Below are 26363 nucleotides of genomic sequence, written 5' to 3'. Positions count from 1 at the left end.
CTCCACCACCGCGCGCTCCGGCCGCAGCAACCCTGCCACGCTTTGCTGGTCGGACGCCGCCACCTCGCGCGTGCCGACCAGAGCGTCCCGGCGCGTTTCAAGCTCCGCCACCGCCGCCCGGTCGTCCTCCCTGATCTTGCGACGAGCGGCGATCACCTCACTGACGTAGGATCCTGCGGCGCCCGCAGCGATCGCGCCCAGCGTCCCCAGCAACGCCCGCACCATGAGCGGCCACGACGACGGCAGCAAGGGAACCACTGCCGCCACCACGCCCGCCGCCACAAGCAGCAGCACGAACCAGAGCGCCCGCCGCCGACTCCCGCCCTCCATCAATCCAGCATCACCCCGCCACCATGATCAGCAACATGAAACCGTGGCAACCACCCGATCTCCGCTGAACCCGGTCGAGCAACGCCCGCACGATCACGGTTGCGGTCAGTAGTAGGTGAGCTTGCCGTTTCTGATGGAGGCGCGTTCGCGGGGGCCTTCGATGCCCACATAGGGGCAGGAAGCGGTGCCCTCGTGGAGGGTGAGCGCGGAGTCGCCGGGGGCGATCCAGAGCAGGCGGCCCGAGGTGAGCGAGGGGCGGAGGTCGAAGTCCCATTCGTCCGGCCGGGGCGTGTGCTCTGACCAGCCTTTCCATTCGCCGTTGTCGTCGTAGACGTAGTACTCGTTGTCGCCCCATTCGTTCTCCAGGGGGACGTTCGGCAGGGGGCCGAAGTAGGCGATGGCCCATCCGGTGTGGCGGCCGACCGGGACCTCGGAGATGACGGCGCGCACGTCCGGGGCCTCCAGGATGCGTGGGACGACGTAGGGGGCGCCGGGGCCGGGCTGACAGGTGAAGGGTGCGTAGGCCACAGGTTCGGCGATCCGCATGGCTCCGGTCAGTGTGAGCCACAGCCGTGGAAGTCGTGCGGGAATCCGGCGGACGGGCGCGTCGTGGTTCCAGAACCAGCCGTCTAGATCGACCGGATCCAGCGGCCAGTGCAGGGCGTCCCCGGAGTACGGGTCACGAGTCAGGGGAATTTCGGGCAGCCACTCCCGGTAGCGCCGCACCAGCTCGTCGCGGCGCCGGTAGCCTTCGGCAAGCGCGGGGTTGTGCCGCACGTTGTCCGAGGTCAAGAGCTTGCCCAGCTCAAGCAGCTCCGCCCGAACGGCAAGGCTCTCCGCGTCCAGACTCCCCGCCGCCGTCATACCGGCAAACAACCACACCGATCCGGCCCCGCGCACCAGATGCCAATGCTCAACCGAGCACAGGCCCGTGTCAGCTGTCGGGATGGACTTTGTTGATCACGACGCTGTCACCGGTGAGAAGGTAGTAGACGGTGACGTCGTCGCGGGCGAGCGTGTAGTGGACGTACTCCAGCCCCTCGATGCCGAGTGGCTTGGCGTCGGGCGGAACCGGATCACTCAGCAACGACATGATCACCAGCTGAACAGCCGTGCGGTAGTGGGGCGCCCTACCAGCGATCAGGAGCCGGAGGCTGCGGGGGACGACGAGGTGATCAGGCAAGCCAGTCACCAGAGGCGACTTTTTCGCGGGTGTAAACCTCATAGCCTGGCGGGGTCTCACCGGCGTCCAGATATGGCTGGATGCGCCTTGCCTCCTGGTCGGCATGCAGGGCAGCACGCTCGCGACGGAGCTGTTGAAGTTCCTGCCATTCCTGCTCGGTGACCAGCACCACGGGATCCCGGCCATTCTTGGTTATCCGAGGGTGAGCCCCACCGTGCACCACGGCGGCGTGCATGTCACCAAGGCGCTTCCGCGCCTCCTTGATCGGATAGGGCTCCATACCGAGACTCTAGGGCACACAGTGTCACAGGTGTACATGGTGTACTCCGGGCCCTCGATGCCGACTGGCTTGATCGGCAGCGCCACTGCGCTGGAGACTGAACCTGTGCGACAAGCATTCGCTCACGAGGCGGTCGTCGTCATGGACCCCGGCGAGGACATCCGGGCACCAGGCGCAGCCATCACAGTCGCGTTGTGCGGACACTGGGAGCACCGGTCGCCATGCCCGCTGGCCCCACACCACACCGACGCACGACGTTCCGGCACCCGGGTACGACTACGAGTGCTGTTCGCCAGCGAACCCGCGCGCGAAGCCGAGGTCCGCACCCGCATCGAACAAGCCCTGTCCGAGTCCACCCTCACCAGCCCGGACGGAATAGCCACACACTGGCGACTGCTGAACGCTCAGCCCAGCACCATCCGCACCAGCGAAGCCGAACACGCCGAACAACTCATCCAGAGCTGAGAGCCACTAACCCAGATCGAACTCGCTGGCCTTCACTCGACGCGTGAACGCTCGCCAAGCCGCATGACCGAACGCCAAGCTGGGACCATCCGGATTCTTGGAGTCCCGCACCCCGACCGTGGCGGCGAACTCCGCGATCTCCACACACTCGCCGCCGTGGTGATCACTGCGGCTGCTCTTGCGCCATTGGACGTCCGAGGTGTCCATGGCTAGCCCTCCAGGTCGAACCTACTCGCCTTCACCTGGTCGGCGAACGCCCGCCAAGCCGCATGACCGAACGCCAGGCTGGGACCATCCGGGTTCTTGGAGTCCCGCACCGCGATGACGGGGGCGAGGTTCGCGACTTCTACGCACTCGCCGCCCTGGTGACCGCTGCGGCTGCTCTTGCGCCAGAGGACGGCTGCCGATCCCATGGCTAGCGCTCCAGGTCGAACTTGCTCGCCTTCACCCGGTCGGCGAACGCACGCCAGGCCGCACGACCAAATGCGAGGTTGGGGCCGTCCGGATCCTTGGAATCACGAACCGCAACCGAGGCAGTGAGGTCCGCGACCTCAACACATTCGCCGCCCTCGTGGCCGCTACGGCTGCTCTTGCGCCAGTGGACAACCGACACGTTTGGGGTGCTCATAGCCGCTCCATAGCGTCTTGGATCATGGCCACTGACTCCTCCGTAGAGAGAGTGTGGCCCTGGATCAGATCCCACCTTACGGCTTGGAGTCCGACCCTGTCGCGCTGCTGTAGAAGCACTCCTTCTCCGGAAGACTCCGTGTAGGCGATATCCGGCGCGTCCTCGAAACTGAGGAGGATAAAGCTCCCGGTCAGGCCAACGTGATATCCGACACCGAAGGGGACGATTTGCAGCTGGGTCCTTTTTCGGTTCGCTACCTCCAGCAGGTAACCGAGTTGGTCACGCATGACCTCGGGGCCTCCCACGTTTCGCCGGATGACGCCCTCGTCCAGTACGAAGAACGTGTGCGGAGGATCATCACGCTGGAAGATCGACTTCCTCGCCATGCGTTCGGCGACGATGCGATCGGCAGAGGAAGCCATTACCGACCCGATAATGGTGCTGGCGTACGCCTCGGTTTGGAAGAGACCGCTGATCAGGTTGGTCGTGAAGACGCGGACGTGGCTCGCCTTCTCCTCGTGGGCGACGTATTCGGGGAAGCCGGGCGGGAGGATGGCGAGGTGGCGCGTGTCGTTGATTCGTTCCAGGAGGCGGGCGAACAGGCCGTCGGTCTGGAAGAAGGTGTCGAGGGCGGCGGTGAACTCGTCGGACGGCAGGTTCTTGCATAGCTCGACCTGGCCGACGTAGGAGTCGGCGAAGCCGAGTTTGGCGGCGAGGTCCTTCTTGGTGAGGCCGGCCTGTGTCCGGCGCCATTCGAGTTCTTTCGCGTACGTGACGATGGCCGGGGCTTCGTACGGCTCGGATTGTGCGGGCATCTCGACCTCCGGGGGCTGCGCACCCGGGGGGAGGGTGCGATCGATCTTGCCTGTGGTGTGTAGCTGGTGGTACACGGTCTGCTCCAAAGAGTAGTCGATCGTGTGAGGGTGGTCACACGGAATTGGTCAAGGCGAGGAACCAGAGGATTCCGAATGGACACGCGAGTGCGGGACGAGCAGGAATTGGGGCGGCTGCGGGACGACTTCCGCGGGTGGCGGATCTGGCGGGCCGTGAAGCAGGACGGGCGGCTGGGTGAATGGGTCGCCAGCCTGCATGACCCCAGGGTCGGGGTCGAGCCGACGCTCATGTTCCCCACGGCGTCGCTCCTGCGGCAGGCGCTGGTCCGGCAGGCGGAGCGGGCGCAGGTCAGGAGCGTGTGATCACGACGGCGGCGGGTCGGCCGCCGTCCTCAGGCGCGGTGCGGCCGGTGGGCATCCCCCCGAGTCCACCGGCCGCGCCGCTTCACAAGGAGGTGAGAGGTATGAGCGCTGGGAACCAGGGCGTTCTGACCAACGAGCGGGTCGCGAATCTGCACGTGCTGCGGGGCGCGGTGGAGGCGCGGCGGGAGTTGGCCTGCGAGCTGATCGAGCGGCGCGGGGTGACGTGGATCAGCGTCGCCCGGTTCGGCGGGTCGGGGCGGCTGGTCCTGGTCGGGTGCGACTTCGTCCGGGAGGCGTGGTGGTTCACGTGGCAGGACGGGCGGCCGATCGCGCCGGTGCGGGACGTCGAGGGCGTCATCGCCATGCTCGTTCGGGAGTTGGCGTGAGCCTGGGGCAGATGGCGTTGCAGGTCCTCGTTTTCGGGGGTGCCTGCATGGCGGCCGGGTGGTTTTTCGGGTTTCTGGCCGGGAGCCGGTGAAAGGAAACGGCCCCGCCCACAGGGGCGGGGCCGCTTCTCGGGGCCTAGCGGGTCAGGGGGAGGGTCAGGGTGCTTCCTCGTAGGTCGACGTCGACCTTGGTGCCCGCCGGGTAGCGGAGCGTGTAGGCGTGGTCGGTCGCGAGGATCATCAGGCCGATGCGGTGGCCCTTCTTGAAGACGTAGTCGTAGGGCTGCATCGGCCAGGAGAACGTGTATTCCTGGCCGGGCTTGACCGGGGTGCTGTGCCAGATGGAGTTGCGGTTGCGGATGTCCATCCAGCCGCGCGTCACGATCTTGAAGTCGCTGACCGCGGTGGTGTACTTGCGGACCGCGCGGCAGCCCTGGTCGGTGGGGATCGAGTCGCCGTAGCACCAGGTGTCGGACGTCCGGACGTAGCCGGAGACGCGCTCGTCGGTGCCGTAGTCCACCAGGATCGCCGACAGGTACGGCGACCTGCCGTTGATAGCGGCGCGGAGCTTGATCTCGGCGGTGCCGCTGAGCTTCACCGATTCCTTCAGCTCGGGCGTGAGGTAGATCAGGCGGTTGGGGTCGGACGCGTCCGGCTTGGCGGCCAGTTCTTCGGCCTTGCGCGACGGGTCGTCGACGAGGTGCTGGGTGCCGTGGCCGGGCTTGCCGAGGCCGTTGGAGTTCAGGCCCAGGCGGACGGGGCGGGCGTCCGGGGCGGGCCAGTCGCGGTGCGTTTCCCAGTTGCCCGGGGTGCGTTCCAGGTCGACCTTCGGCTGCCGCATGATGTCGTTGCGGACGCCGTAGAGCTCGTGCGCGAACCAGAGGTTCAGGGCGTCGAGCCATGCGCCCTGGCGGACGTCGAGCGGGTCGTCATGGGCGGCCTGGTGAATCCAGAGTTTCCGGTTCACTCCGGCCTTCTTCAGACCGTCCCAGAGAAGGGACATCTGGAGCGGCTTGACGTTCCAGTCGGCGAGGCCGCTGGTCATGAAGACGCTGGCGCGGAAATGCGCGGCGCGCTTGGCGAAGTTGCGGTCGTCCCAGGTGCGGTTGTAGTCGCCGGTGACGCGGTCCATCTTCTTCGCGATGTCGTGCATGACGGGCGCGCAGATGGCGGGGTTCTTGCGGGACATGACGACCTTGGCGTGCAGGTCCAGGTCCTCGCCCTCGAAGCCGTCCGGGGCGACCACGCCGCCGTTGGCGCGGTATTCGTCGTACCAGTTGGAGACACCGGAAATGGAGACGACGGTCTTGAGGCCCTTGACGCGGGTCGCGGCGGCGGCGAGGGGCAGGGTGCCGTCATAGGACTTGCCCGCCATCGCGGCGTTCCCGGTCGACCAGTTCGCCTCGACCTTCTTGCCGTTCGCGTCGTAGGCGACGGCGTCGCCGGTGAGCCATTCGACGACGGATTTCATGCCCTGGGCCTCGTTCGGGCCGACGGAGGTGGGGCAGCCGTCGGAGTCGCCCGTCCCGAGGGTGTCGGCGGCGAGGAAGGCGTAGCCGCGGGAAACGAAATAGTTGTCGTAATACGGGAACGCGTAATTCGGCGTGCCAGGCGGGCCGGACGGGGCCGTCCAGGGCGCGAGGCGCGGGTAGTCGGTGACGTCGGCCGGGTGGTAAGGCGTGTCGTGCAGTCCGCCGTAATAGGGGCTGCCCTCGATGATCGACGCTACCTTCAGGCCCTCGTTCGTCTCCTTCGGACGGGTGAGGTACACGGACACGCGGTCGCGTTTCCCGTCCCCGTCGCTGTCCACCTTGGTCTCGACGAAAATCTTTTCGCGAATGGCGTCCTTGTAGGAGAACACGGGTTGCGTCTTGCCGTCCTTCACGACGATGTGAGGACGTGCCGTCTCGGCGTGGGCGGGCAACGACAAGGCGCCTACCGCCAAGGTCGCCGTGCCCGCGAGTGCCGCGACGGGCAGGAGTGAGGGTCTCAACTTCCGCTCCCTGATCACTGAAAGAAACCAGCTCAGCTTTCCAGAGCGGCGCGGACCTGCGTCAACGGTGATTGTTAACAAACCTGCCAGTTAGGCCGGTGGCGGCTCGTAGTCGAGTCCGAGCAGTCCGGCGAGGTCCTTGAGGCATTCCTCGAAAATGGGTTCCACGTCGGTGTAGAGGTAGTCGAGCTGGTTCAGGACCTCCATGCAGAGCAGCCCGTAGAGCCTGATCCAGCAGCTCGTGGTCACGTAGACGGCCTCGACGGGCAGCTTGATGCCCAGCTTGTCGATGTAGGCGCCGAGCTGCTCGCGGATGGCGGGCGGCAGGTCGTCCGGGACGGGGAACGGGGCCGTCTCCCACAGCGTCGCGATCTCCTCCTGGAAGACCCGCTCGAAGTCGCGTCCGGCCAGGTTGCGGGCGGAGTCGGCGCTGCGGGTGACCGACGAAGGGACGTGGCTGGTGAAGATCCAGCCGAACTCGGCGGGGTGCGCGATCGCCCAGCCCCGCATGGCGCGGCAGGTCGCCAGCAGGCGGGCGGAGATCGAGGCGCCGGAGCCCTGTGCGTCGCGGGCGGCGCGCATCTCGGCGGCCAGTTCCGCGAAGAAGTCGGCGGTCACGGCCTGGACGAGCTCGTCGTGCCCGGAGAAGTAGTGGTAGAGGGCGGGACCGCTCATCCCGACCTCCCGCGCGACGGCGTTGATCGTCACGGCGGCGGTGCCCCGCGTGGTGAGGAGCGTGCGGGCCGCCTCGCGGATCTCCGCCATCGTCTCCCGCCGGAGCCGGTCGCGGCGGCTGGGGCTCATGGACGTCCTTCCGGGGTCGTGGACGGGCGTTGACAGTCTAGGGCTTCTATGTTTCCTTAATACCTCTAAATCATTCTAGAGGAAGTAAGGAGCCATGGCCCGTAACCCGCTGAACCGGCTGGTCGGCAAGTACGCGATGGAGGCGACGGTCGCGAGCGTCGGGGAGGTCACGCCGACGATGAAGCGCATCCGGCTGGTCACCGAGGCGCCGATCGAGTTCCGGTACACCCCTGGGCAGCACGTCCGGATCCAGATCAACGACCCGCTCTCGCTCCAGGGGCTGCTGCGGCCCGTGGAGACCCTCCGCAGCTACACGATCTGGGAGTTCGACCGGGACGCGCGGGAGCTGGAACTCCGCGCCCACCTCTACGACGGCGACGGCATCGGGCTCCGCTGGGCGCGGGAGGTGAAGCCCGGCGACGCGGTGACGTTCTGGTGGCCGCAGGGGAACTTCACCGTCCGGGACGCCGACTACCACGTGTTCGCCGGGGAGGAGACGGCGTCGGTCGCGTTCGGGCCGATGCTGCGGGAGCTGGACGCGTCCGCCCAGGTCTACGGGGTGCTGGAGAGCGAGACACCCGAGCTCGACCCGCCGCTGCCCGGCCCGCACCGGCTGGAGCGCGTCCATCGGGAGGGCACGCCCGCAGCGTCGTCCAAGGTCATGCTGGACGCCGTGTCACGCCTCGACCTGCCTGAGGCGCCGGGTGCCGCCTATGTGGCCGGGGAGGCCAGGACATGCCAGATGGTCCGCGATCACCTGGTGCGCGACCGCGGGTGGCCGCGCACGTCCGTCAAGGTCAAGCCGTTCTGGACGCCCGGCAAGCGCGGCCTGCACTGAGGAACTAAACGATCCGGTCGATGATCAAGGGGTGGAGGGTCGGGGTTCCGGATGCCTCGATCTCGTACGCGCCGTCCAGGGACTCCAGGGCGCGGGGCAGGCGGGTCTCGTCGTCGGTGTGGAGGGTGAGGAGGGGCTGGCCTTCGGTCACCGTGTCGCCGGGTTTGGCGTGGCAGGTGATGCCCGCGGCGAACGAGACCGGGTCCTCCTTGCGGGCCCGGCCCGCGCCCAGGCGCCAGGCCGCCACGCCCACGCCGTAGGCGTCCAGGCTCGTCAGGACACCGGAGGCGGGCGCTGTGACGGTGTGGTTCTCGCGGGCGGACGGAAGTGGCGCGTCCGGGTCGCCGCCCTGGGCGGTGATCATGCGGCGCCAGACGTCCATGGCGGAGCCGTCCTTCAGCGCGTCGGCCGGGTCCTTGTCCGTGAGCCCGGCGGCGGCCAGCATCTCGCGGGCCAGGGTCAGCGTCAGCTCGACCACGTCGGGCGGTCCCCCGCCGGCCAGCACCTCGACCGACTCCGCGACCTCGACGGCGTTCCCCACCGCGTTGCCGAGCGGGCGGTCCATCGCGGTGAGGAGCGCGGTGGTGCGCAGGCCGTTGTCCGTGCCGATCGCGACCATGGTCTCGGCCAGCTCGCGGGCGTTCTCCACCGTCTTCATGAACGCGCCGGAGCCGACCTTGACGTCCAGGACGAGCGCCCCCGTCCCCTCCGCGATCTTCTTCGACATGATCGAGGAGGCGATCAGCGGGATCGACTCCACGGTGCCGGTCACGTCGCGGAGCGCGTAGAGCTTGCGGTCGGCGGGAGCCAGGCCGCCGCCCGCCGCGCAGACGACCGCTCCGGCGGTGCGCAGCACGTCCAGCATCTCGGTGTTCGACAGCGACGCCCGCCAGCCCGGGATCGACTCCAGCTTGTCGAGCGTCCCGCCGGTGTGGCCGAGGCCGCGGCCGGAGAGTTGCGGGACGGCCGCGCCGCACGCGGCCACGAGCGGCGCGAGCGGGAGGGTGATCTTGTCGCCGACGCCGCCGGTGGAGTGCTTGTCGGTGGTCGGGCGGTCCAGCGACGACCAGTCCATCCGCTCGCCGGAGCGGATCATCGCGTCCGTCCAGCGGGCCACCTCGGCGCGGGTCATGCCGTTCAGCAGGATCGCCATCGCCAGCGCGGCCATCTGCTCCTCGGCGATCGCGCCGCGCGTGTAGGCGTCGACGGCCCAGTCGATCTGGTCAGGGGTCAGCGTGCCGCCGTCGCGCTTGGCGCGGATGACGTCGATGGCGTCCAACCGATCACACCCTCTCGATCAGGTCGTCGGGGCCGAACGCGTCCGGCAGGACGGCCGACATGGGCAGGATGCCCTCCGTCGTCTCGATCAGGATCGACGCGCCGCCGTGCTCCCAGAGGAGCTGGCGGCAGCGGCCGCACGGCATCAGCGTGTTGCCGTGCCGGTCGACCACCACGACCGCGACCAGGCGCGGGTTCTCCGACTTGCCGGGGCCGTGCAGCGCCGACACGACGCCGCACTCCGCGCACAGGGCGACCCCGTACGCGGCGTTCTCGACGTTGCATCCGCTGATGATGCGGCCGTCGTCCACCAGCGCGGCGGCGCCGACGGGGAAGCCGGAGTAGGGGCAGTAGGCGCGCTTCATCGCCTCCCGCGCGGCGTCGCGCAGGGCAGGCCAGTCGATCTCCATCTGCTTATCGTGCCTCACCGCGCCGGTACCGGAGCCCGTTCGCGGTGGGCATCCGGAGGCGCTGGCTCGCCAGGGACAGGACGAGCAGCGTCACCAGGTGCGGCGTGAACGACACCAGCTCGCCGGGGACCAGGTCGCTCATCAGGAACCACGTGAGCAGCCCGGCCGCCGCGACCAGCGCCAGCACGGCGCTGACGTAGGCGTTGCGGACCTCGCGGCGGCCGAGATCGGTCACCGCGTCCGGCCGCAGCCGCCGCGCCCGCATCACCTGCCAGATCGCCGCGCCGACCAGCAGGATCGTCACGAACAGCAGCAGCGCGTGGACGGACTCGCCGCCGCCCCGGACGTTCATCGCGTCGGTGTAGCCGAACAGCAGCGAGCCCGCCATCAGGCCCCCGGGACGCCAGTTGCCGAAGATCATCGCGGCGAGGCCGATGAAGCCGCGGCCGTTGGTCTGGCCGTCCTGGAACAGGTTGCCCGCGACGGTGACCAGGAACGCGCCCGCCAGGCCGGAGAACCCGCCGGAGATGATCACGGCGGCGTACTTCATCCGGTAGACCTGCACGCCGAGGGACTCGGCGGCGTACGGGTCCTCGCCGCAGGAGCGGATCCGCAGGCCGAACGACGTCTTCCACAGGATCAGGAAGCTGAGCGGCACCAGCAGCAGCGCCACGAACGTCAGCAGCGACATCTCGCTGGTCAGGCCGCGCAGGATGCCCGCCAGGTCGGACACCAGGAACCAGTGGTGACCCTCCAGCGAGCCGAGCCAGTCGGGGCTCTGCCAGCCGCCGATCTTCCCGCCGGACAGTACGGGCAACGTCAGCGTATGGATGTCATCGACGGGCGGGGATTGCCGCGGCCCGCCGCCGAGCGCCTTCGCCTCGCCCTTGTCGAAGATCAGCCCGGCGAGGAACTGCGTCAGGCCGACGCCGAGGATGTTGATCGCGACACCGGACACGATGTGGTCGACGCCGAACGACACGGTCGCGATCGCGTGCAGCAGCCCGCCGAGCGCGCCGCCGATGATGCCCGCGAGGACGCCGATCCACGGGCCCCACTGGAATCCCGCCCAGGCGCCCGTCCAGGTCCCGAGGATCATCATGCCCTCGAGCCCGATGTTGATCACGCCGGACCGCTCCGACCAGAGCCCGCCGAGCCCGGCCAGGAAGATCGGCACGGCGAGGCGGAGGGAGGCGCTGACCGTCCCGCTGGAGGTCACCGGGTTCGCGTCGTCGATCACGCGGACGAGGGAGAGGAGGACGAGGAGGCCCGAGGCGATCAGCGCGTAGTGCGGCCAGCGCAGCCTGCGCTTGCCGTTCGCGGGCTTCGCCGGGGTCATCGTCCCGGTCGCGGTGCTCATGAGGCGCTCCCCGTGCTGCCCGTGCTGCCGGTGGCCTCCCGGGCCAGGTCGTGGCCGGTGGCCAGCTCCGCCGCGACGGTGCGCTGCTGCAACCGGATCTCCCAGCGCCGCACCAGCTCGTACACGATGACGACGGTCAGCACGACCACGCCCTGCATCACCCCGACGATCTCCTTCGGCACGTCGACCTCCTGGAGGATGTCGGAGGTCTGGTCGAGGAACGCGAACAGCAGCGCGGCGAGCGCCATGCCCGCCGGATGGTTGCGGCCGAGCAGCGCGATCGTGATGCCCGTGAAGCCGAGGCCCGCCGGGAAGTTCAGCGAGTACTCGTAGGACGCGCCGAGCAGCTCCGGCATCCCGATCAGACCGGCCACCACGCCGGACGCGACCATCGTGTAGACGATCATGCGGCGGGCGTTGACGCCGCTCGCCTGCGCGGCGGGCTGGGACAGGCCCGAGACCTTCAGATCGAACCCGAACCTGGTGTGGTTGATCACGACCCAGAACACGATGCCGACGACGACCGCGACCGGCAGCAGCCCGTACAGCTGGCCGGGCAGGTCGATGCCGATGGACGACAGGATGCCGTTGAGCGGGCCGACCCGCCCGTCCTCCGGGATCTTCGGGGTGGCGACGTTGTTGCTGCCCGGCCGGAACTCGGCGAGCCGCTGGTCGTTCAGCAGGTAGGCGATCAGGCCGGTCGCGATCGCGTTCAGCATGATCGTGGACAGCACCTCGCTGACCCCGCGGGTCACCTTCAGCACGCCCGCGATCGCCGCCCACACCCCGCCGACCACCATCGCCGCGACGATCACCAGCATCTGGCCGAACGGGGCCGGGAGGGTGAGCGCGCCGCCGAGCACGGCGGCGATGAACGCGGCGAGGCGGTACTGGCCGTCCACGCCGATGTTCAGCAGCGCCATCCGGAAGCCGATCGCCACCGCGACCGCCGACAGGTAGTAGCGGGTCGCGCGGTTGACGATGTCGACGATCGAGTTCTCGGTGGTGCCGTAGTCGATCATGCTCTGCACGGAGCTGAACGGGTCGGCGCCGGTGATCCGCAGCAGGATCATCGTGATGACCAGGGAGATCAGCAGCGCCAGCAGCGGCGCGCCGATCCGCAGCCCGAGGCCGGTCGGCCCCAGCCCCTGGATGATCGCCTTCCACGCCGGGACCGGCTCCGGAACCCCCGGCGGCGGCTCCGACGTCGAGTCTTTCGGCTCTTTCGACAGGTCGGGCTTCGCCGGTTCCTCCGGCTCGGGCCTCGCCGGGTCCTTCGGGTCGGTCATGAGCCGGCTCCGGCGCCCGTCATGGCGGAGCCGAGGTCCTCGGGGGTGACGGTCCGCGGGTCGACCTCCGCGACCAGCCGTCCCCGCAGGATCACGTGCAGGGTGTCGGACATACCGATGAGTTCCTCAAGGTCGGCGCTGATCAGCAGCACGGCCAGCCCGGCCGCGCGGGCCTGCCGCAGGTGGTCCCAGATCGCGGCCTGGGCGCCGACGTCGATGCCGCGCGTCGGATGCGCGGCGATCAGCAGGCGCGGCTCGCCGGACATCTCCCGGCCGACGATCAGCTTCTGCTGGTTGCCGCCCGACAGCGCGGCGGCGGGCACGTCGATCCCGGGCGTCCGGACGTCGTAGGCCTGGACGATCCGGGTCGTGTCGCGGCGGGCGCCGCGCCGGTCGATCCACGGGCCGCGGACGTTCGGCGGCCGCGTCTGGTGCCCCAGCATCCGGTTCTCCCAGAGCGTCCCCTCCAGGACGAGCCCGTGCCGGTGCCGGTCCTCCGGGATGTAGGCGATGCCCGCCTCGCGGCGCTTCCGGGTCGCCCAGTGGGTGATGTCGTCGGAGCCGTAGCGGATCGTTCCGGCGTCGGAGTGCCGGATGCCCATGATCGCCTCGATGAGCTCGGTCTGCCCGTTGCCCTCGACGCCCGCGAGGCCGACGATCTCGCCGCGGCGGATGCGGAGCGACACGTCGTCCACGACGGCGCGCCCCTCCGGGGTGAGCACCTTCAGGCCCGAGATGTCGAGCTGGACGTCCTCGGTCACCGTGGACTCGCGCAGCTCCGGGGTCGGCAGCTCCGACCCGACCATCAGCTCCGCCAGCCGCCGCGAGGTGACCTCGCTCGGCGCGAGCCGGGTCGCGACGGTGGTGCCGCGGCGGATCACCGAGATCGTGTCGGCGACGGCGAGCACCTCGTCCAGCTTGTGCGAGATGAACAGCACGGTCAGGCCCTCGGCGCGCAGCTCGCGCAGGTTGCCGAACAGCTCGTCGACCTCCTGCGGGACGAGGACCGCGGTCGGCTCGTCCAGGATCAGCACGCGGGCGCCCCGGTACAGCACCTTGAGGATCTCCACGCGCTGCCGCTCGCCGACGCCGAGCGTCTCGACCAGCACGTCGGGGTCGACGCGCAGCCCGTACGCCTGCGACATCTCCTTGATCCTGGCGCGGGCGGCGGCGAAGTCGATGCCGCCGAACCGGCCGCGGGGCTCGGCGCCGAGGATCACGTTCTCCAGGACGGTCAGGTTGTCGGCCAGCTTGAAGTGCTGGTGGACCATGCCGATGCCGCGGCCGATCGCGTCGGCCGGGGTACGGAACGAGACCTGCTCGCCCTCGACCTCGATGGTGCCCTCGTCCGGCCGCTGCATCCCGTAGAGGATCTTCATCAGCGTGGACTTGCCGGCGCCGTTCTCCCCGCACAGCGCGTGCACCTCGCCGCGCTCGATGGTGAGGTCGATGTCGTGGTTGGCCACCACACCGGGGAACCGCTTGGTGATCGATGTCAGCCGCACGGCCGGCACCTGGTCAGGCACGAGCCTCCCCCTCCTGTTGACTCGGGGCCCCTCTTGACCCGGGACCGCACCGGGCGTCACCCGATCGGTGACGCCCGGTGCGCGGTTACGGCCGTGCGGAACGGGTCCGGCCGTGCCGCCCGGCGCGGGTCACGCCTTGGTCGGGACCGTGATCGAGCCGTTGACGATGCCGGCCTTCATCTCGTCCAGCTTGGCCTTGATGTCGTCGACGTTCCCGCCGGTCGTCGCGTAGCCGACGCCGTCGTTCTTCAGGTCGTACTGCTTGGTGCCCGCCTTGAAGGTGTTCTTCGCGACGCTCTCCACGAAGTCGTACACCGCGAGGTCGACGTGCTTGATCATCGACGTGAGGATCTGCTCCTTCACGCTGGCGACGGCGGGCTGGTCGTACTGGTCGGAGTCGACGCCGATCGCCCACTTGCCGGCCGCGCCGACGGTCTTGATGACGCCGATGCCCGCGCCGCCCGCCGCGTGGTAGATGACGTCCGCGTTCTGGTCGAGCTGCCCCTTGGCGGCCTCGTTGCCGAGCCCGGTGTCCTTGAAGCCGTTGAAGTTCGGCGGCTGGGTCAGGTACTTCGGCGGCAGAACCTTGATGCCCGGCTTGGCCGCCTTCGCCCCGGCCTGGTAGCCCGCGTAGAACTTCACGATCAGCGGCACGTTGACGCCGCCGATGAACCCGATCGTGCCGGACTTGGACTTCAGCGCCGCGGCGGCGCCGACCAGGTAGGACCCCTGCTCCTCGGCGAAGCAGGCGCCGCTGACGTTCGCGCCCTCGACCTTGCACTGGTCGGCGTCCACGACGAGGAACTTGGTGTTCGGGAACTCCTTGGCGACCTTGATGATCGAGGTCGTGTAGGCGAAGCCGACGCCGATGACCGGGTTGTAGCCCTTGTTGGCCAGCAGCCGCAGGCGGGACTCCTTGTCGGCGTCCGGCTCGTCCGGCTTGGCGGAGATCTCCTCGGTCTGGACGTTCAGGTCCTTCTTCGCGCGGTCGAGCCCGGCGGCGGCCGAGTCGTTGAACGACTGGTCGCCGCGCCCGCCGATGTCGAAGGCCAGGCCGATCTTGAGGGTCTTCTTGCCGTCCTCGCCGCCCTCGCCGCTGTCGGCCTTCTTGCCACCGCAGGCGGAAGCGCTGAACAGCAGCGCCGCACCCGTCGCGGTGACGAGCGAAATCTTCAGTCCACGGCGCAAGGTGCGCTCCTTCCGTTCCCCACCCACGGGACGGCGACCGGACCGTTCGACCGGTCACCGAAATCGATCGGACGCTACCTCGCGAATGCGGGCAAACTTCCTGTATGCACTGATTCGCAATAGGTCCGTTACCAAGGCGTAGGCAACGCGCCACGGGCCCGCACGGCAGGCCAGCGCCGCAGGTCAGCGGGGGAAATCAGGCCAGCGCGGCACCCTCGATCGGTTCGGCGTCGCCGGGACGTCCGCCCTCCCACAGCGCGGTGAGCGCGGTCGCGCTCAGCACCCGGACGCCGACCGCGAGGCAGCGCTCGTCCACGTCGAAGTCGCCGCGGTGCAGGTCGTACTCGCCGGACGAGCCGGGGGTGCGGACGCCGAGCCTGGCCAGCGCGCCGGGGATCGACTCCAGGTACCAGCCGAAGTCCTCGCCGCCGAGGCTCTGCGGGGTGGGCACCACGCCGTCCTCGCTCATCACCTGCGCGGCGGCGTCGCGGAACATCTGGACGCTGGTCGCCTCGTTCACCGTCGGCGGGACGCCCCGGACGTACTCCAGGGACGCCTCCACGTCGTAGGCGGCGGCGACCGACTGCAGCAGCGCCTTCATCATCTCCGGCGCCCGGTGCCACGCGTCGTCGTCCAGGCAGCGGACGGTCCCCTCCGCGATCCCGTCGTCGGGGATGGCGTTGGCGACGGACCCGGCCGACACCCGCCCCCACACCAGCGACAGGCTGGAGCGCGGGTCGACGCGGCGCGACAGCGCGGACGGCAGCTCGGTGACGATCTTGGCGAGGGCGTAGACGAGGTCGGCGGTCAGGTGCGGCCGGGCGGTGTGCCCGCCGGGCCCGGTGACCTTCACGTACACCTTGTCGCAGGCCGCGGTGATCGGGCCGGTGCGCAGCCCGAGCTGGCCGACCTCGATGCGGGGGTCGCAGTGCAGCGCGAACGCCCGGTCGACGCCCGCGATGCCGCCGGCGGCCATCACGTCCAGCGCGCCGCCCGGGGTCTCCTCGGCGGGCTGGAACAGCAGCCGGACCCGGCCGGGCAGCAGCCCCGCCTCCGCCTGCTGCGCGAGGAACAGGCCCGCGCCCAGCACCATCGCGGTGTGGGCGTCGTGGCCGCACGCGTGCGCGACGCCGGGGACCGTCGACCGGTACGGGACGTCGGCCTTCTCGTCCTGGAGGGGGAGGGCGTCGATGTCGGCGCGCAGCGCGACCGTGCCGCCGTCGGCGGGGCCGACGTCGCAGAACAGGCCGGTGCCCTTGGGGAGGATGACCGGCTTCAGGCCCGCCGCGCGCAGCCGCTCGGCGAGCTTCCTGGTCGTGCGGTACTCGGAGTAGCCCAGCTCGGGGTGCATGTGCAGGTCGCGGCGGAACGCGATCAGCTCGTCCTCGTGCGCGGCGAGGAAGGCGTCGAGCTGCGGCTGCAGCACCGCGCCGCCGAGCACCGCCGATCCGGCGGAGGCGGCGCCCGGGGCCGGGGTCCCCGGGACGACCTCGCCCGTCACGGGCTGTGCCAGGGTTTCGTCCGGGACCGTTCCTTCCTGGCCGGTTTCGCCAGGAATGTTCTGCGGGACGTCCTCGCCCCCGGGCGGATTCCCCGCCGCGGACGCCGTCTCACGTGCCACCGGCCCCGACGGCGGGACCGCCTCGTCGCGGCGCCCGGAGCCCGCGGGCCCCGAGGCGGTGGGTGGTTCAAGGCCAGGCATCACCCCGGGCCTCGGATGTGTCATGTGCGCCCCCTGTGCGACGGCGGAGCCGGAGGGCCTCCGCCCTGTTGTCACCGTGTTGTCTTCGTTGTCTTCGCTGGAATCAGCCGTGCGGCCGGCCGCGCGTCCGGGAAACGGCTCGCGGGCGGGTGGCGCCAGGGGAGGCGCCTCGTGGACGGGAGCCGCCTCGTGGGCGGGGACGGCGGCACCGGGAGGGTTCCCCGGGACGGCCGGTTCCTCAGGCGCCGGCATGATCGACCTCCCCCAGTGTGACGAACCTGTCCTCCGCGAGCTCGGTGATCGCCGCATCGACGATGTTCTCCAGCGTCCCGCCCTCGGCGCGGATGGCGCGCTGGCGCTCGTACGGGGCCCCGTGCTCCAGGACCTCGCCGGCCACCTTGAGCTCCTCGGCGCAGCCGAGCCGGTCGGCCACCGGCTCCAGCTCCCTGATCAGCTCGTACAGGTCGTCGCGGAGCGGGGCGGTGTTCCCGCTGTCGTCGGTGATGACGATGGCGTCGAGCCCGTAGCGGGTCGCGCGCCACTTGTTGTCGCGGACCACCCAGGCGGCCGGGCGGGGTAGCGTGTAGCCGCGGTCGAGCTGCTGCTCGAACAGCGTGACCAGGCTCTGGCAGAGGGCCGCGGCCATGCCGACCTCGCGCAGCGTCGGGATGCCGTCGAACATCCTGATCTCGACGGTGCCGAAGTCGGGATGCGGACGGATATCCCACCAGACTTCCTTGATGCTCCGGATAGTCCCTGAACGCAGGAGCGTGTCCATGTAATCCTCGAACGCCGCCCAGTCGTCCAGCAGGTGGGGAGGCCCGGCCGTCGGGAGCTGGCCGAACACGACCGCCCGGCACGAGGCCAGCCCGGTGTCGCTGCCGCTCCAGAACGGGCTGGACGCGGTGAGCGCCAGGAAATGCGGAAGGTAGGAGGACAGCGCGTTGACGATCGGGATCGCCCGCTCACGGTCGGAGACCCCGACGTGGACGTGAACGCCGAACGTCTGGATGCGCCGCGCCAGCCACTGCATCTCCTCGATGAGCTCGGCGTAGCGCCGCATCGGCGCCATGACCGCATCGCGCCAGTCGCTGATCGGATGGGTGCCCGTGCAGGCGAGCGCGATGCCGCGGTCGGCGGCCGCGGTGCGGAGCGCGGCGAGCGTTCCGGTCAGGTCGGTTTTGGCCTCGCCGACCGTGTGGCAGATACCGGTCACGACCTCGACCGTGGACTCCATCAGCTCGTGGCGGACCGGCGGGTTCTCACCGTCGAGGCTGAGCGACGGCAGGGCGGCGAGCACCTCGCGAGCGTCCTGCCGCAGGTGCCTCGTCTCCGCATCGACCAGCTGGATCTCCCACTCGACGCCGAGCGTCGCGCCGTCCGATGCGTTGAAGTCAATGGCCACGGCCAACCTCCGTCCACAATCCTTGCAGGTCGTTGCGTGGCACGTGGCGCAATTCAAGCCAGCGGGTCCCTAAGCCTGGACAAACGCCGGTCCAGGTCACGTGTTCACGTGTTCGCTCCATGATGGCGTCCGCGGTTCCCGCGCTGCCCCGTCTCCATGCCCTTTGCGGACCAATTGACTCATGCGGACGGTCGGCGAGCACCGGGAGGCCCTACCTTTCGGTCATTGATCTTGTCTGCGGCACCATCCGATCGAACTAGTCAGTCCGTCCCAAAATACCGTCGATGACGGTGTGTCACCGATAGCGGTCGTCCCTTACATACCGTGGCGTCCCCCGGTGCTCCCGGTGCGCTCGGCGTCGCGTACGTACCGCGCTTGCCGTGTTCGCGTCTGGGTACCCCTTCGCCGGATACGTCGCCTAGTCTTCGGGGGAGCCATGGGCGTCACGCGTACGCGCGTCGGGAGCGATCGGGCTTCCACGGGATCGAGGAGCGTCGGAAGCTTGCGAGCAGAGCGGCGAGAGCGGACCAGCGTCCGCCGCGCCCTGACGATGATCACAGTGCCACTGACCTCGGCGTCCCTCGCCACGGGCCCCGCCTTCGTGGCGGCCCCCGCGACGGCCGCGCCCGTCCCGCGGCAGGCCGCCCCGTCGGGGGCGTCGCCGGAGGAGACCGTCGGCGGGCCGCAGCTCGCCGGGCGCGGGATCGTCCTCAACAAGGCGCCCGGCGTGCCCGCGCTGCCGAAGATCAAGGCGGGCTCGTACCTGATCGCGGACGCCGACACCGGCGACGTCCTCGCCGCCAAGGACCCGCACGGCCGGTACCTGCCCGCCAGCACGATCAAGACGCTGACCGCGCTCACCCTCATCCCCAAGCTGGACCCGAACCGGCTCGTCCGGCCGTCGCAGGAGGCCTGCAACGTCGAGGGCACCAAGGTCGGGCTCACCCCGAAGATGAGCTACAAGGTCTCCGACCTGTTCCACGCGATGCTGATGATGTCGGCCAACGACGCCTCGGTGACGCTGGCCGAGGCGCACGGCGGCCTGAAGAAGACGCTCGCCGACATGAACGCCGAGGCCAGGCGGATCAACGCCCTCGACACCCTGGCCGGGTCGCCGAACGGGCTGGACAAGGACCTCGGGTTGAGCGTCCGCACCCAGCACACCTCCGCCTACGACCTGGCGCTGATCCTGCGCGAGGGGATGAAGAACCCCGCCTACCGGCAGTACATGCAGGCGATCGACCACAAGTTCCCCGCCCCGCCGACGAAGAAGGAACGCAAGAAGGGCAAGAAGGTCGGCGGGTACCCGATCCACACCCACAACCGCATGATGCCGGGCGAGCGGCACGCCTACGCGGGCATGCTCGGCGGCAAGAACGGCTACACGATCGCGGCGCAGCAGACCTTCGTCGCCCAGGCGCGGCGCGGCGGCCACACGATCGTGATCTCGCTGATGAAGGCCGACCGGCCGCCGTCGGAGTACGCGACCGAGCTGCTGGACTGGGGCTTCGCCGCCCGCGGCAAGGTCGAGCCGGTCGGCGCGCTCGTCGCCCCGGGCACCCCCGAGCAGGACAAGGGCAAGAAGGACGCCGCCGCCGACGGGGTGCTGCCGGACGCGCCGCTCGCGTCCGACGACACGTCCCGCACATGGCTGCTCATCGGCGGCGGGGCCGTGGGCGCGCTGCTGGCCATCGCGTCCCTGTTCATCGTGCTGCGGCGCCGTCGCCGCCTGGAGTCCCGCTGACGCCCGCCAGGGCCCGGTAAAGGTTCACTCAGGGCCTTCCGGGGGCCCTGGTCTGGCCGGTGCGGGCGGGCTTACGCTCGCGGGGTGTTCGGCGACTGCACACCTGAACATCCGAACGTGACCCTGCTGAAGGACGGCTACACCGCCTTCGCGAAGGGCGACACGGCGTCCATCCGCGGGCTGCTCGCCGAGAACGTCGTGCACCGCGTCCCGGGGCGCGGGCCGCTGTGCGGCGAGTACCGGACGGCGGAGGAGGTCCTCGGCTTCTACGTCCGGCTGTTCGAGCTGTCCGGCGGGACGTTCCGCGCCGAGCCGTACGCGGTGATGGCGAACGAGGAGTACGGCGTGGGCCTCGTCCAGACCTATGCCGAACGTCCGGGGCAGCCGGGACGCGTCCTGGACGGCCGCGCGGTGGACCTGTTCCGCATCGAGGGCGGCAAGATCACCGAGATCCGCACCCTGGCGGAGGATCAGTACGCCGACGACGCCTTCTGGTCCTGAGCCGGAGGCGGCGGGGCGGGCTTGGCAGGCTCCCCGGCGTCGGGCTCGGGCGGGTCGGCCTTCTCGGGGTTGTCGGCGTCGGCGGTGAGGACGACGCGGCGGGTGGCCGTCCATGCGGCGACGAACAGCGTGAAGCGCGACACGATGTTGATCCACACCATCAGCCCGACGAGGACGGCGAACGCCCCGTAGACCGGGTTCGCGGTCGTCCGCGCGATGAGCAGCGTCGCGATCAGCTTGAGCAGCTCGAAACCGGCGGCCCCGAACAGCGCGCCGCGGAAGATCCGCCGCCACGGCGCCCGCGTCCCCGAAAGGCGGGTGAACAGCACCAGGAAGACCACGGTGTTGAACGCGGTCGCGCAGGCGAGGGACAGCAGCCGCAGCCCGGTGCCCGCGCCGGTGACGTCCTCCAGCCCGAACCAGCCGAGGACGGAGTGCGTGGCCGACGTCGTGACCGTCGAGACCGCCATCCCGCAGATCAGGACCGCGCCGAGGAACGCCAGGACGGCGAGGTCCCACAGCCGCTTGACGGCGTAGTTCCCGCCGCCGCCCGGCTCGTTGCCCCACATGTCGCGGAGCCCCTCGCGCAGAACCTGCACCCAGCTCTGCCCGGTGATCAGCAGCGCGGCCAGGCCGATGATCCCGACGGCCGTCTTGGACTGCGCGATCTGCTCGACCTGGAGCTCCTCCGACAGCCCGGGAAGCAGCGAGTTCACCGCCCGGACGAAGTAGGCGCGCGCCTCCGAGCTGACCCCGACGACGTAGCCGAGCAGCGAGTACGCCAGCGCCAGCAGCGGGAAGAACGACAGGAAGCCGTAGCAGGTGAGGGCGGCGGCGAGCCGGTCGCCGCGGCGCTCCCGGTACCGGGTGAACGCCCGCGCCTGGTGGTCGATCCAGGGCCGGCGGCTGCGGGCGTCCCGGAGCAGATCCTTGCCGCGGCCGAACAGGGCCTCGCTCCCCCGCTGGACCCGGTTGATCACCTGCCGCATGTACCGGGCGTACCCACTCGCGGTCAGGAGATGCGGCGGACGGTAATCGGGTGCTAAAGACACCCAAATACCGTCAGGCGCCGCATCCGGTGAAGACGAAGTCGCGCTGGGGGCGCCAGACGCCGTCCAGGCCGTGCTCGTAGAGGGAGAAGCCCCACGCGTCGAAGTCGGCGCTGTAGCTCGCGAGCTCCTTGAACGCCTTGTCCATGACGTCGTCGGGCAGGTGGTGGGCGATGGTGACGTGCGGGTGGTACGGGAACGGCAGCGGCCGGGCGAGCGGACCCGACAGAACCCTTGCCTGGACGCGTTCGCAGCCACCGATTCCTTCGGCGAGAGCGACGAACACGACCGGAGAGACCGGTCGGAACGTTCCGCTTCCACGGAGCTTGATCTGGAACGGCTGCTCGGTCCGGGCGATCTCCCGCAGGTGGTCCTCGATGACGCCGAGCGCGGACTCGTGGACCTCGGTCGGCGGGAGCAGCGTGATGTGCGTCGGGATCGCGGTGGCGAGCGGGTCGCCGAACGAGGCGCGCTTGGCCTGCAGCAGCGCGCCGTGCGGGTCGGGGATCGGGATCGCGACACCGATCGCGCGCACGCCCGGGGCCGTCACCGGGGCCGGGGCCTGCGCCGGGGCCTGCGCGGGGGCCGGGCCCGGGCGGCTCCCGCGCGCGGAGGGCGCCTCCCCGGGGCCCTCCGCGGCGGCGTCGTGGGACGGGCGGTCAGCGACCACGTCCCACGAATCCCACCCGGTCGCGGACGGTCTCCATCGTCCGCGCGGCGACCGTGGACGCGCGTTCGGCGCCCAGCGCGAGGACCCGGTCGAGCTGCTGCTCGTCGTCGAGCAGCTTCAGCGTGCGTTCCCTGATCGGCGTGAAGGTGTCGACGACGAGCTGCGCGAGGTCCTTCTTGAACTGGCCGTACCCGGAGCCCGCGTAGCGCCGCTCCAGCTCCTGGACGGACGCGCCGTCGAGCGCCGCGTAGATCCGCAGGAGGTTGGTGATCCCGGCCTTCTTCTCCTCGTCGTAGAGGACCTCGGAGCCGGTGTCGGTGACCGCGCGCATGATCTTCTTGCGCATCGGGCCGGGCTCCTCCAGGACGTCGATGATGCCCTGCGGGGAGGAGGCCGACTTGCTCATCTTGGCCTCGGGCTCCTGAAGGTCGGTGATCTTCGCGGCGCCCTGCGGGATGTGCGCCTCGGGCGGCACGAACGTCTCGCCGAACCGGTGGTTGAACCGCTGCGCGAGGACGCGGGTCAGCTCCAGATGCTGCCGCTGGTCCTCCCCGACCGGCACGCGCAGGGCCCGGTCCCCCTCGCCCGGCTCCGGCGAGTACAGCAGGATGTCGGCTGCCTGCAGGATCGGGTACGTGAACAGCCCGACGGTGGTGCCGCTCGTCCCCTGCTTGGACGACTTGTCCTTGAACTGGGTCATCCGCCCGGCCTCGCCGAACCCGGTGAGGCAGCCCAGCACCCACGCCAGCTCCGCGTGCTCGGGGACGTGGCTCTGCACGAACACGGTGGCGCGCTCGGGGTCGAGGCCCATCGCGAGGAGCTGCGCGACGGCGACCTTCGTCCGGCGGCGCAGCACCGCCGGGTCGTGCTCGACGGTGATCGCGTGCAGGTCGACCACGCAGTAGAAGGCGTCATGCGTGTCCTGCATGGCGACCCACTGCCGCAATGCGCCCAGGTAATTGCCGAGGTGGAACGAGTCGGCGGTGGGCTGGATGCCGGACAGCACGCGGGGCCTGAGGGCCCCGCCCGTCTCGGGCGCTGCTGCTGGGCTGGACGCTTCGGGCATGTGCACGGACCGATTCTCTCAGGTGTCGCCTGGGGCTCCGCCTCGGGTGGCGCCGCTCGGGGCGGCTTCGGTGGCGCTGCTGGCGGCAGAGCCGGCGGCGGGGTCGCCGGTGCCCGGTCGCGGGGTCGCGGCCGGGGTGGCGGGCGTCGCCGTGACGGCCTGCGGCGTCGCCCGCGGGGTGACGCGCACGCGGGCCACCCGCCGGCCGTCCATCCGGGCCACCGCGAGCCGGTGGCCGCCGGCCTCCACCGAGTCGCCCTCGGCGGGCACGCGGCGCAGCACCGCCATGATGTGCCCGGCGACCGTCTCGTAGGGCCCGGCGGGGAGCCGGATGCCGGTCTCGGCAGCGAAGTCGTCCAGGTTGAGCAGGCCGTCGACCTCGACCACGCCGCCGTGCAGGCGCCGTGCCTGCGCGTCCTGGACATCATATTCGTCGCGGATGTCCCCGATGAGCTCCTCCACAAGGTCCTCCAGCGTGACGATCCCGGCGACGCCGCCGTACTCGTCCATGACGATCGCCAGATGGCAGCCCTCGCGGCGCATCTCCGACAGCGCGGGCAGCACCCGCTTCGACGACGGCAGGAACTTCACGGCCCGCACCAGGTCACCCACCGGCCCGTCTCGTTCCGGCGGATCAGGGGCGAGTAGATCGCGGATGTGGACGAAGCCGATCACTTCATCGTGGGACTCGCGGCAGACGGGGAACCGGGAGTGCGGGCTCCCGGCGGCCATCCGCGCGGCGGCGGTCAGCGGGAGCGCGGCGTCCAGGAACACCACCTCGGTGCGCGGGACGAGGACCTCCCGCAACGGCCGCTCCCCGGCCGCGAAGACCTCCCCGATCAGCGCCCGCTCCTCCGCCGTGAGCTGCGTGTTCTCGGCGACGAGCGCCCGCATCCGCTCCGCCGACAGCTCCTCGCGGAGCGCGCCGGGGTCCCCGCCGGACAACCGGACGACGAGGTTGGTCGAGCTCGACAGCAGCCACACCAGGGGTCGCGCGACCCCTCGTGGCGGCCGCGACGGCGTCCGGTCCATGGGTTCACCCTTCCCCGTTCGGCGTTCCGGATAGCCTGGCCTCACCCCGCCGTCACAGTGTCGTGTTTTGGAGGTCCGTCCGTGAAGCTGCTCGTCACCGGAGGCGCAGGCTACGTCGGCAGCGTCGTTTCCGCCCTGCTCCTGGAGGCGGGGCACGAGGTCGTCGTGCTGGACGACGTGTCCACCGGGCACGAGGACAGCGTCCCGGAAGGCGCCCGCCTCGTGCGCGGCACGCTCCGCGACACGGCGCAGGACGTGATGGCCGGCGCCGGGTTCGAGGCCGTGCTGCACTTCGCCGCGAAGTCCCTGGTGGGCGAGTCGGTGGAGAAGCCCGGCCTGTACTGGGACAAGAACCTCGGCGAGTCGCTGGCGCTGCTGGACGCGATGCGCGTCGCGGGCGTCCCGCGGATCGTGTTCTCCTCGACGGCCGCCGTCTACGGCGAGCCGGAGTCGACGCCGATCCTGGAGACCGACCCGACGCGTCCGACGAACCCGTACGGCGCGTCCAAGCTGGCGATCGACACGGCGCTGGCCGAGTACGCGCGGCTGCACGGCATCGGCGGGGTGTCGCTGCGGTACTTCAACGTGGCGGGCGCGTACGGGCGGCTCGGCGAGCGCCACACCGTGGAGACGCACCTGATCCCGAACGTGCTGAAGATCGCGCAGGGGGACGGCGAGGCGGTGAAGATGTTCGGCGACGACTACCCGACGCCGGACGGCACCTGCATCCGCGACTACATCCACGTCACCGACCTCGGCCGCGCCCATCTGCTCGCGCTGGACGCCTGCGCGCCCGGCACGCACCGGATATTCAACCTGGGCAGCGGCACCGGCAACTCCGTTAAGGAGGTCGTGGACGTGTGCCGCGAGGTCACCGGACGGGAGATCCCGGCGGAGGTCGCGCCGCGCCGCCCCGGGGACCCGGCCGTGCTGGTCGCCTCGTCCGACAAGATCCAGGCGGAGCTGGGCTGGAAGCCGGAGCGCGACCTGCGCACCATGATCGACGACGCGTGGACCTTCCTCCGGTCGCGATGAGCCCCGTGCCCGCCGACCGGCTCCAGGCCGACTTCGCGGCGGCCTACGGGCGCGAACCGGAGGGCGTCTGGTACGCGCCCGGACGCGTCAACCTGATCGGCGAGCACACCGACTACAACGGCGGGCTCGTGCTGCCGTTCGCGCTGCCGCTCGGGGTGTCGGTGGCGGCGGCGCGGCGGGACGACGGCGTCCTCGAAGCCCGCTCCCACCAGGCCGGGGAAGGGGTGGCCGCGCCCATCGACGGCGGGACGGTCGTGTCCGAGGGCTGGCCCTCCGAGCGGGCGTGGGCGGCGTACCCGGTCGGCGTCGCGCGGGTGCTGCGCGAGCACGGGGCGGGCGGCGCGTCGCTGCTGATCGACTCCGACCTGCCGCAGGGCGCGGGGCTGTCGTCGTCGGCCGCGCTGGAGTGCGCGACCGCGCTGGCGCTCTGCGACCTGTACGGCATCACGATCGACCGTCCCGCGTTGGCTCGGCTGGCGCAGCGCGCGGAGAACGAGCAGGTCGGAATGCCGTGCGGGCTGATGGACCAGTCCGCGTCGCTCCTCTGCAAGGCCGGGCACGCGCTGATGCTCGACTGCCGGAGCGGCCTGTCGGGGCAGGTCCCGTTCGACCCGGCGGCGTCCGGGCTGGCGCTGCTCGTGGTCGACACGCGGGCCGCGCACGCGCTGACCGGCGGCGAGTACGCGCGGCGGCGCGCCGAGTGCGAGGAGGCCGCGGCGCTGCTCGGCGTGGACGCGCTCCGCGACGTCAAGGACCTCGCGGGCGCGCTCGGCACGCTCCGCGACCCGGTGCTGCGGCGCCGGGTCCAGCATGTCGTCACCGAGAACCACCGGGTGGAGGCCACGGTCGGGCTGCTGCGCGCCGGGGCCGTCCCGGAGCTGGGCGCGATGCTGAACGCGTCGCACCTGTCGCTGCGCGACCAGTTCGAGGTGTCCTGGCCCGAGGCGGACGCGGCCGTCGACGCGGCGCTGCGGGCGGGCGCGCGGGGCGGGCGGATGGTCGGCG

30 protein-coding genes are annotated in these 26363 nt (G+C 70.5%); 8 read left to right on the top strand and 22 right to left on the bottom strand.

The genetic code is table 11. The features are described 5' to 3' along the window. From E1264_RS19310 to E1264_RS19300, 4 genes are all read right to left on the bottom strand, one after another. On the bottom strand, positions 1-330 hold a 330-nt coding region (locus E1264_RS19310), incomplete at its 3' end, for a hypothetical protein (protein WP_132175401.1). Between the two features lie 105 nt (positions 331-435). Further along, entirely contained in the window at positions 436-1194 is a 759-nt protein-coding gene (locus E1264_RS19305) for a hypothetical protein (protein ID WP_132175399.1), read from the bottom strand. A 70-nt stretch (positions 1195-1264) separates the two neighbouring features. Beyond that, positions 1265-1423, bottom strand: coding sequence for a hypothetical protein (locus E1264_RS43490; protein WP_165964253.1), 159 nt, complete (start codon positions 1421-1423; stop codon positions 1265-1267). An 82-nt stretch (positions 1424-1505) separates the two neighbouring features. After that, a complete protein-coding gene (locus tag E1264_RS19300; protein WP_132175397.1) occupies positions 1506-1793 on the bottom strand; it encodes a type II toxin-antitoxin system Phd/YefM family antitoxin in 288 nt (95 codons plus the stop codon). 282 nt (positions 1794-2075) lie between these two features. Between E1264_RS19300 and E1264_RS44670 the strand changes: the two genes are divergently transcribed. Continuing rightward, entirely contained in the window at positions 2076-2258 is a 183-nt protein-coding gene (locus E1264_RS44670; protein WP_207936016.1) for a hypothetical protein, read from the top strand. A gap of 6 nt (positions 2259-2264) precedes the next feature. Here E1264_RS44670 and E1264_RS19290 read toward each other — a convergent pair whose 3' ends face one another. From E1264_RS19290 to E1264_RS19275, 4 genes are read right to left on the bottom strand one after another with little or no spacing between them, the layout of a single operon-like run. Then, entirely contained in the window at positions 2265-2465 is a 201-nt protein-coding gene (locus E1264_RS19290) for a DUF397 domain-containing protein (RefSeq protein ID WP_132175395.1), read from the bottom strand. Positions 2466-2467: 2 nt separating this feature from the next. Continuing rightward, positions 2468-2671 (bottom strand): DUF397 domain-containing protein, encoded by a 204-nt coding sequence (locus E1264_RS19285; RefSeq protein ID WP_132175393.1) that lies wholly within the window; start codon positions 2669-2671, stop codon positions 2468-2470. A gap of 2 nt (positions 2672-2673) precedes the next feature. Next, a complete protein-coding gene (locus E1264_RS19280) occupies positions 2674-2886 on the bottom strand; it encodes a DUF397 domain-containing protein (protein WP_132175391.1) in 213 nt (70 codons plus the stop codon). Then, positions 2883-3788, bottom strand: coding sequence for a helix-turn-helix transcriptional regulator (locus E1264_RS19275; RefSeq protein WP_132175389.1), 906 nt, complete (start codon positions 3786-3788; stop codon positions 2883-2885). Before E1264_RS19275 ends, E1264_RS19280 begins: the two co-directional genes overlap by 4 nt. A 66-nt stretch (positions 3789-3854) precedes the next feature. Here E1264_RS19275 and E1264_RS19270 point away from each other — a divergent pair, with 66 nt between their 5' ends. Then, positions 3855-4082 (top strand): hypothetical protein, encoded by a 228-nt coding sequence (locus E1264_RS19270; RefSeq protein ID WP_132175387.1) that lies wholly within the window; start codon positions 3855-3857, stop codon positions 4080-4082. A 101-nt stretch (positions 4083-4183) separates the two neighbouring features. Continuing rightward, the gene (locus tag E1264_RS19265; protein ID WP_132175385.1) at positions 4184-4468 is read left to right on the top strand and encodes a hypothetical protein; all 285 of its coding nucleotides are present in this window, start codon (positions 4184-4186) and stop codon (positions 4466-4468) included. 136 nt (positions 4469-4604) lie between these two features. On the opposite strand, the gene E1264_RS19260 is transcribed toward E1264_RS19265, so the two are convergent. Both E1264_RS19260 and E1264_RS19255 read right to left on the bottom strand, forming a co-directional pair. Continuing rightward, the gene (locus E1264_RS19260) at positions 4605-6461 is read right to left on the bottom strand and encodes a Xaa-Pro dipeptidyl-peptidase (RefSeq protein WP_243711023.1); all 1857 of its coding nucleotides are present in this window, start codon (positions 6459-6461) and stop codon (positions 4605-4607) included. Between the two features lie 90 nt (positions 6462-6551). Then, positions 6552-7265, bottom strand: a complete 714-nt coding sequence (locus E1264_RS19255) for a TetR/AcrR family transcriptional regulator (protein WP_132175383.1) — start codon at positions 7263-7265, stop codon at positions 6552-6554. Between the two features lie 94 nt (positions 7266-7359). Between E1264_RS19255 and E1264_RS19250 the strand changes: the two genes are divergently transcribed. Next, complete coding sequence (locus E1264_RS19250) at positions 7360-8103, top strand: siderophore-interacting protein (protein ID WP_132175381.1); 744 nt, start codon at positions 7360-7362, stop codon at positions 8101-8103. Positions 8104-8107: 4 nt separating this feature from the next. Here E1264_RS19250 and E1264_RS19245 read toward each other — a convergent pair whose 3' ends face one another. From E1264_RS19245 to E1264_RS19210, 8 genes are all read right to left on the bottom strand, one after another. After that, positions 8108-9382 carry a thymidine phosphorylase gene (locus E1264_RS19245; RefSeq protein ID WP_132175379.1) on the bottom strand — a complete coding sequence of 425 codons (1275 nt, stop codon included), beginning with the start codon at positions 9380-9382 and terminating at the stop codon, positions 8108-8110. Between the two features lie 4 nt (positions 9383-9386). Further along, the gene (locus E1264_RS19240; RefSeq protein ID WP_132175377.1) at positions 9387-9791 is read right to left on the bottom strand and encodes a cytidine deaminase; all 405 of its coding nucleotides are present in this window, start codon (positions 9789-9791) and stop codon (positions 9387-9389) included. Positions 9792-9795: 4 nt separating this feature from the next. Then, positions 9796-11151, bottom strand: coding sequence for an ABC transporter permease (locus tag E1264_RS19235; RefSeq protein WP_132175375.1), 1356 nt, complete (start codon positions 11149-11151; stop codon positions 9796-9798). After that, positions 11148-12440, bottom strand: a complete 1293-nt coding sequence (locus E1264_RS19230; RefSeq protein WP_132175373.1) for an ABC transporter permease — start codon at positions 12438-12440, stop codon at positions 11148-11150. The genes E1264_RS19235 and E1264_RS19230 overlap by 4 nt, the downstream gene beginning before the upstream one ends. Beyond that, complete coding sequence (locus E1264_RS19225; protein ID WP_132175371.1) at positions 12437-13966, bottom strand: ABC transporter ATP-binding protein; 1530 nt, start codon at positions 13964-13966, stop codon at positions 12437-12439. Before E1264_RS19225 ends, E1264_RS19230 begins: the two co-directional genes overlap by 4 nt. A 129-nt stretch (positions 13967-14095) precedes the next feature. Further along, on the bottom strand, positions 14096-15154 hold the full coding sequence (locus tag E1264_RS19220) for a BMP family ABC transporter substrate-binding protein (RefSeq protein ID WP_243711022.1): 1059 nt from the start codon (positions 15152-15154) through the stop codon (positions 14096-14098). A gap of 196 nt (positions 15155-15350) precedes the next feature. Continuing rightward, on the bottom strand, positions 15351-16595 hold the full coding sequence (locus tag E1264_RS19215; RefSeq protein WP_207936018.1) for a M20 family metallopeptidase: 1245 nt from the start codon (positions 16593-16595) through the stop codon (positions 15351-15353). A 499-nt stretch (positions 16596-17094) separates the two neighbouring features. After that, entirely contained in the window at positions 17095-18261 is a 1167-nt protein-coding gene (locus E1264_RS19210) for a glutamate--cysteine ligase (protein WP_132175369.1), read from the bottom strand. A gap of 559 nt (positions 18262-18820) precedes the next feature. Here E1264_RS19210 and E1264_RS19205 point away from each other — a divergent pair. Both E1264_RS19205 and E1264_RS19200 read left to right on the top strand, forming a co-directional pair. Beyond that, complete coding sequence (locus tag E1264_RS19205) at positions 18821-20005, top strand: D-alanyl-D-alanine carboxypeptidase (protein WP_243711021.1); 1185 nt, start codon at positions 18821-18823, stop codon at positions 20003-20005. A 117-nt stretch (positions 20006-20122) separates the two neighbouring features. Beyond that, a complete protein-coding gene (locus E1264_RS19200) occupies positions 20123-20506 on the top strand; it encodes a nuclear transport factor 2 family protein (protein WP_165964251.1) in 384 nt (127 codons plus the stop codon). Here E1264_RS19200 and E1264_RS19195 read toward each other — a convergent pair. The 4 genes from E1264_RS19195 to E1264_RS19180 all read right to left on the bottom strand — a co-directional run bounded on the left by E1264_RS19195 (position 20476) and on the right by E1264_RS19180 (position 24323). Beyond that, complete coding sequence (locus tag E1264_RS19195) at positions 20476-21495, bottom strand: YihY/virulence factor BrkB family protein (RefSeq protein ID WP_132175365.1); 1020 nt, start codon at positions 21493-21495, stop codon at positions 20476-20478. The genes E1264_RS19200 and E1264_RS19195 overlap by 31 nt on opposite strands. 73 nt (positions 21496-21568) lie before the next feature. Further along, complete coding sequence (locus E1264_RS19190) at positions 21569-22225, bottom strand: 2'-5' RNA ligase family protein (protein WP_243711020.1); 657 nt, start codon at positions 22223-22225, stop codon at positions 21569-21571. Beyond that, a complete protein-coding gene (gene trpS, locus E1264_RS19185) occupies positions 22215-23291 on the bottom strand; it encodes a tryptophan--tRNA ligase (protein WP_132175404.1) in 1077 nt (358 codons plus the stop codon). The genes E1264_RS19190 and trpS overlap by 11 nt, the downstream gene beginning before the upstream one ends. An 18-nt stretch (positions 23292-23309) precedes the next feature. Next, entirely contained in the window at positions 23310-24323 is a 1014-nt protein-coding gene (locus E1264_RS19180) for a hemolysin family protein (protein ID WP_132175363.1), read from the bottom strand. An 81-nt stretch (positions 24324-24404) separates the two neighbouring features. On the opposite strand from E1264_RS19180, the gene galE reads away from it, so the two are divergent. Both galE and galK read left to right on the top strand, forming a co-directional pair. Then, complete coding sequence (galE, locus tag E1264_RS19175) at positions 24405-25358, top strand: UDP-glucose 4-epimerase GalE (protein WP_132175361.1); 954 nt, start codon at positions 24405-24407, stop codon at positions 25356-25358. Then, positions 25334-26363 (top strand): galactokinase (galK, locus tag E1264_RS19170; RefSeq protein WP_243711019.1); only part of this gene is annotated, 1030 nt, incomplete at its 3' end. The genes galE and galK, both read left to right, overlap by 25 nt.

The organism is Actinomadura sp. KC216, from assembly GCF_004348535.1.
GTDB lineage: Bacteria > Actinomycetota > Actinomycetes > Streptosporangiales > Streptosporangiaceae > Spirillospora.
The sequence above is the reverse complement of the archived record's forward strand: the minus strand, read 5'-3'. Positions and strand labels throughout refer to the sequence as shown.

Bases quoted from the DNA above. Each gene is read 5' to 3' on its own strand.
- E1264_RS19235 (WP_132175375.1), bottom strand. From the start codon at position 11,151: ATGAGCACCGCGACCGGGACGATGACCCCGGCGAAGCCCGCGAACGGC.
- E1264_RS19180 (WP_132175363.1), bottom strand. From the start codon at position 24,323: ATGGACCGGACGCCGTCGCGGCCGCCACGAGGGGTCGCGCGACCCCTG.
- E1264_RS19290 (WP_132175395.1), bottom strand. From the start codon at position 2,465: ATGGACACCTCGGACGTCCAATGGCGCAAGAGCAGCCGCAGTGATCAC.
- E1264_RS19280 (WP_132175391.1), bottom strand. From the start codon at position 2,886: ATGAGCACCCCAAACGTGTCGGTTGTCCACTGGCGCAAGAGCAGCCGT.
- E1264_RS19230 (WP_132175373.1), bottom strand. From the start codon at position 12,440: ATGACCGACCCGAAGGACCCGGCGAGGCCCGAGCCGGAGGAACCGGCG.
- E1264_RS19240 (WP_132175377.1), bottom strand. From the start codon at position 9,791: ATGGAGATCGACTGGCCTGCCCTGCGCGACGCCGCGCGGGAGGCGATG.
- E1264_RS19265 (WP_132175385.1), top strand. From the start codon at position 4,184: ATGAGCGCTGGGAACCAGGGCGTTCTGACCAACGAGCGGGTCGCGAAT.
- trpS (WP_132175404.1), bottom strand. From the start codon at position 23,291: ATGCCCGAAGCGTCCAGCCCAGCAGCAGCGCCCGAGACGGGCGGGGCC.
- E1264_RS19285 (WP_132175393.1), bottom strand. From the start codon at position 2,671: ATGGGATCGGCAGCCGTCCTCTGGCGCAAGAGCAGCCGCAGCGGTCAC.
- E1264_RS19270 (WP_132175387.1), top strand. From the start codon at position 3,855: ATGGACACGCGAGTGCGGGACGAGCAGGAATTGGGGCGGCTGCGGGAC.
- E1264_RS19255 (WP_132175383.1), bottom strand. From the start codon at position 7,265: ATGAGCCCCAGCCGCCGCGACCGGCTCCGGCGGGAGACGATGGCGGAG.
- E1264_RS19195 (WP_132175365.1), bottom strand. From the start codon at position 21,495: ATGCGGCAGGTGATCAACCGGGTCCAGCGGGGGAGCGAGGCCCTGTTC.
- E1264_RS43490 (WP_165964253.1), bottom strand. From the start codon at position 1,423: ATGTCGTTGCTGAGTGATCCGGTTCCGCCCGACGCCAAGCCACTCGGC.
- E1264_RS19250 (WP_132175381.1), top strand. From the start codon at position 7,360: ATGGCCCGTAACCCGCTGAACCGGCTGGTCGGCAAGTACGCGATGGAG.
- E1264_RS19305 (WP_132175399.1), bottom strand. From the start codon at position 1,194: ATGACGGCGGCGGGGAGTCTGGACGCGGAGAGCCTTGCCGTTCGGGCG.
- E1264_RS19300 (WP_132175397.1), bottom strand. From the start codon at position 1,793: ATGGAGCCCTATCCGATCAAGGAGGCGCGGAAGCGCCTTGGTGACATG.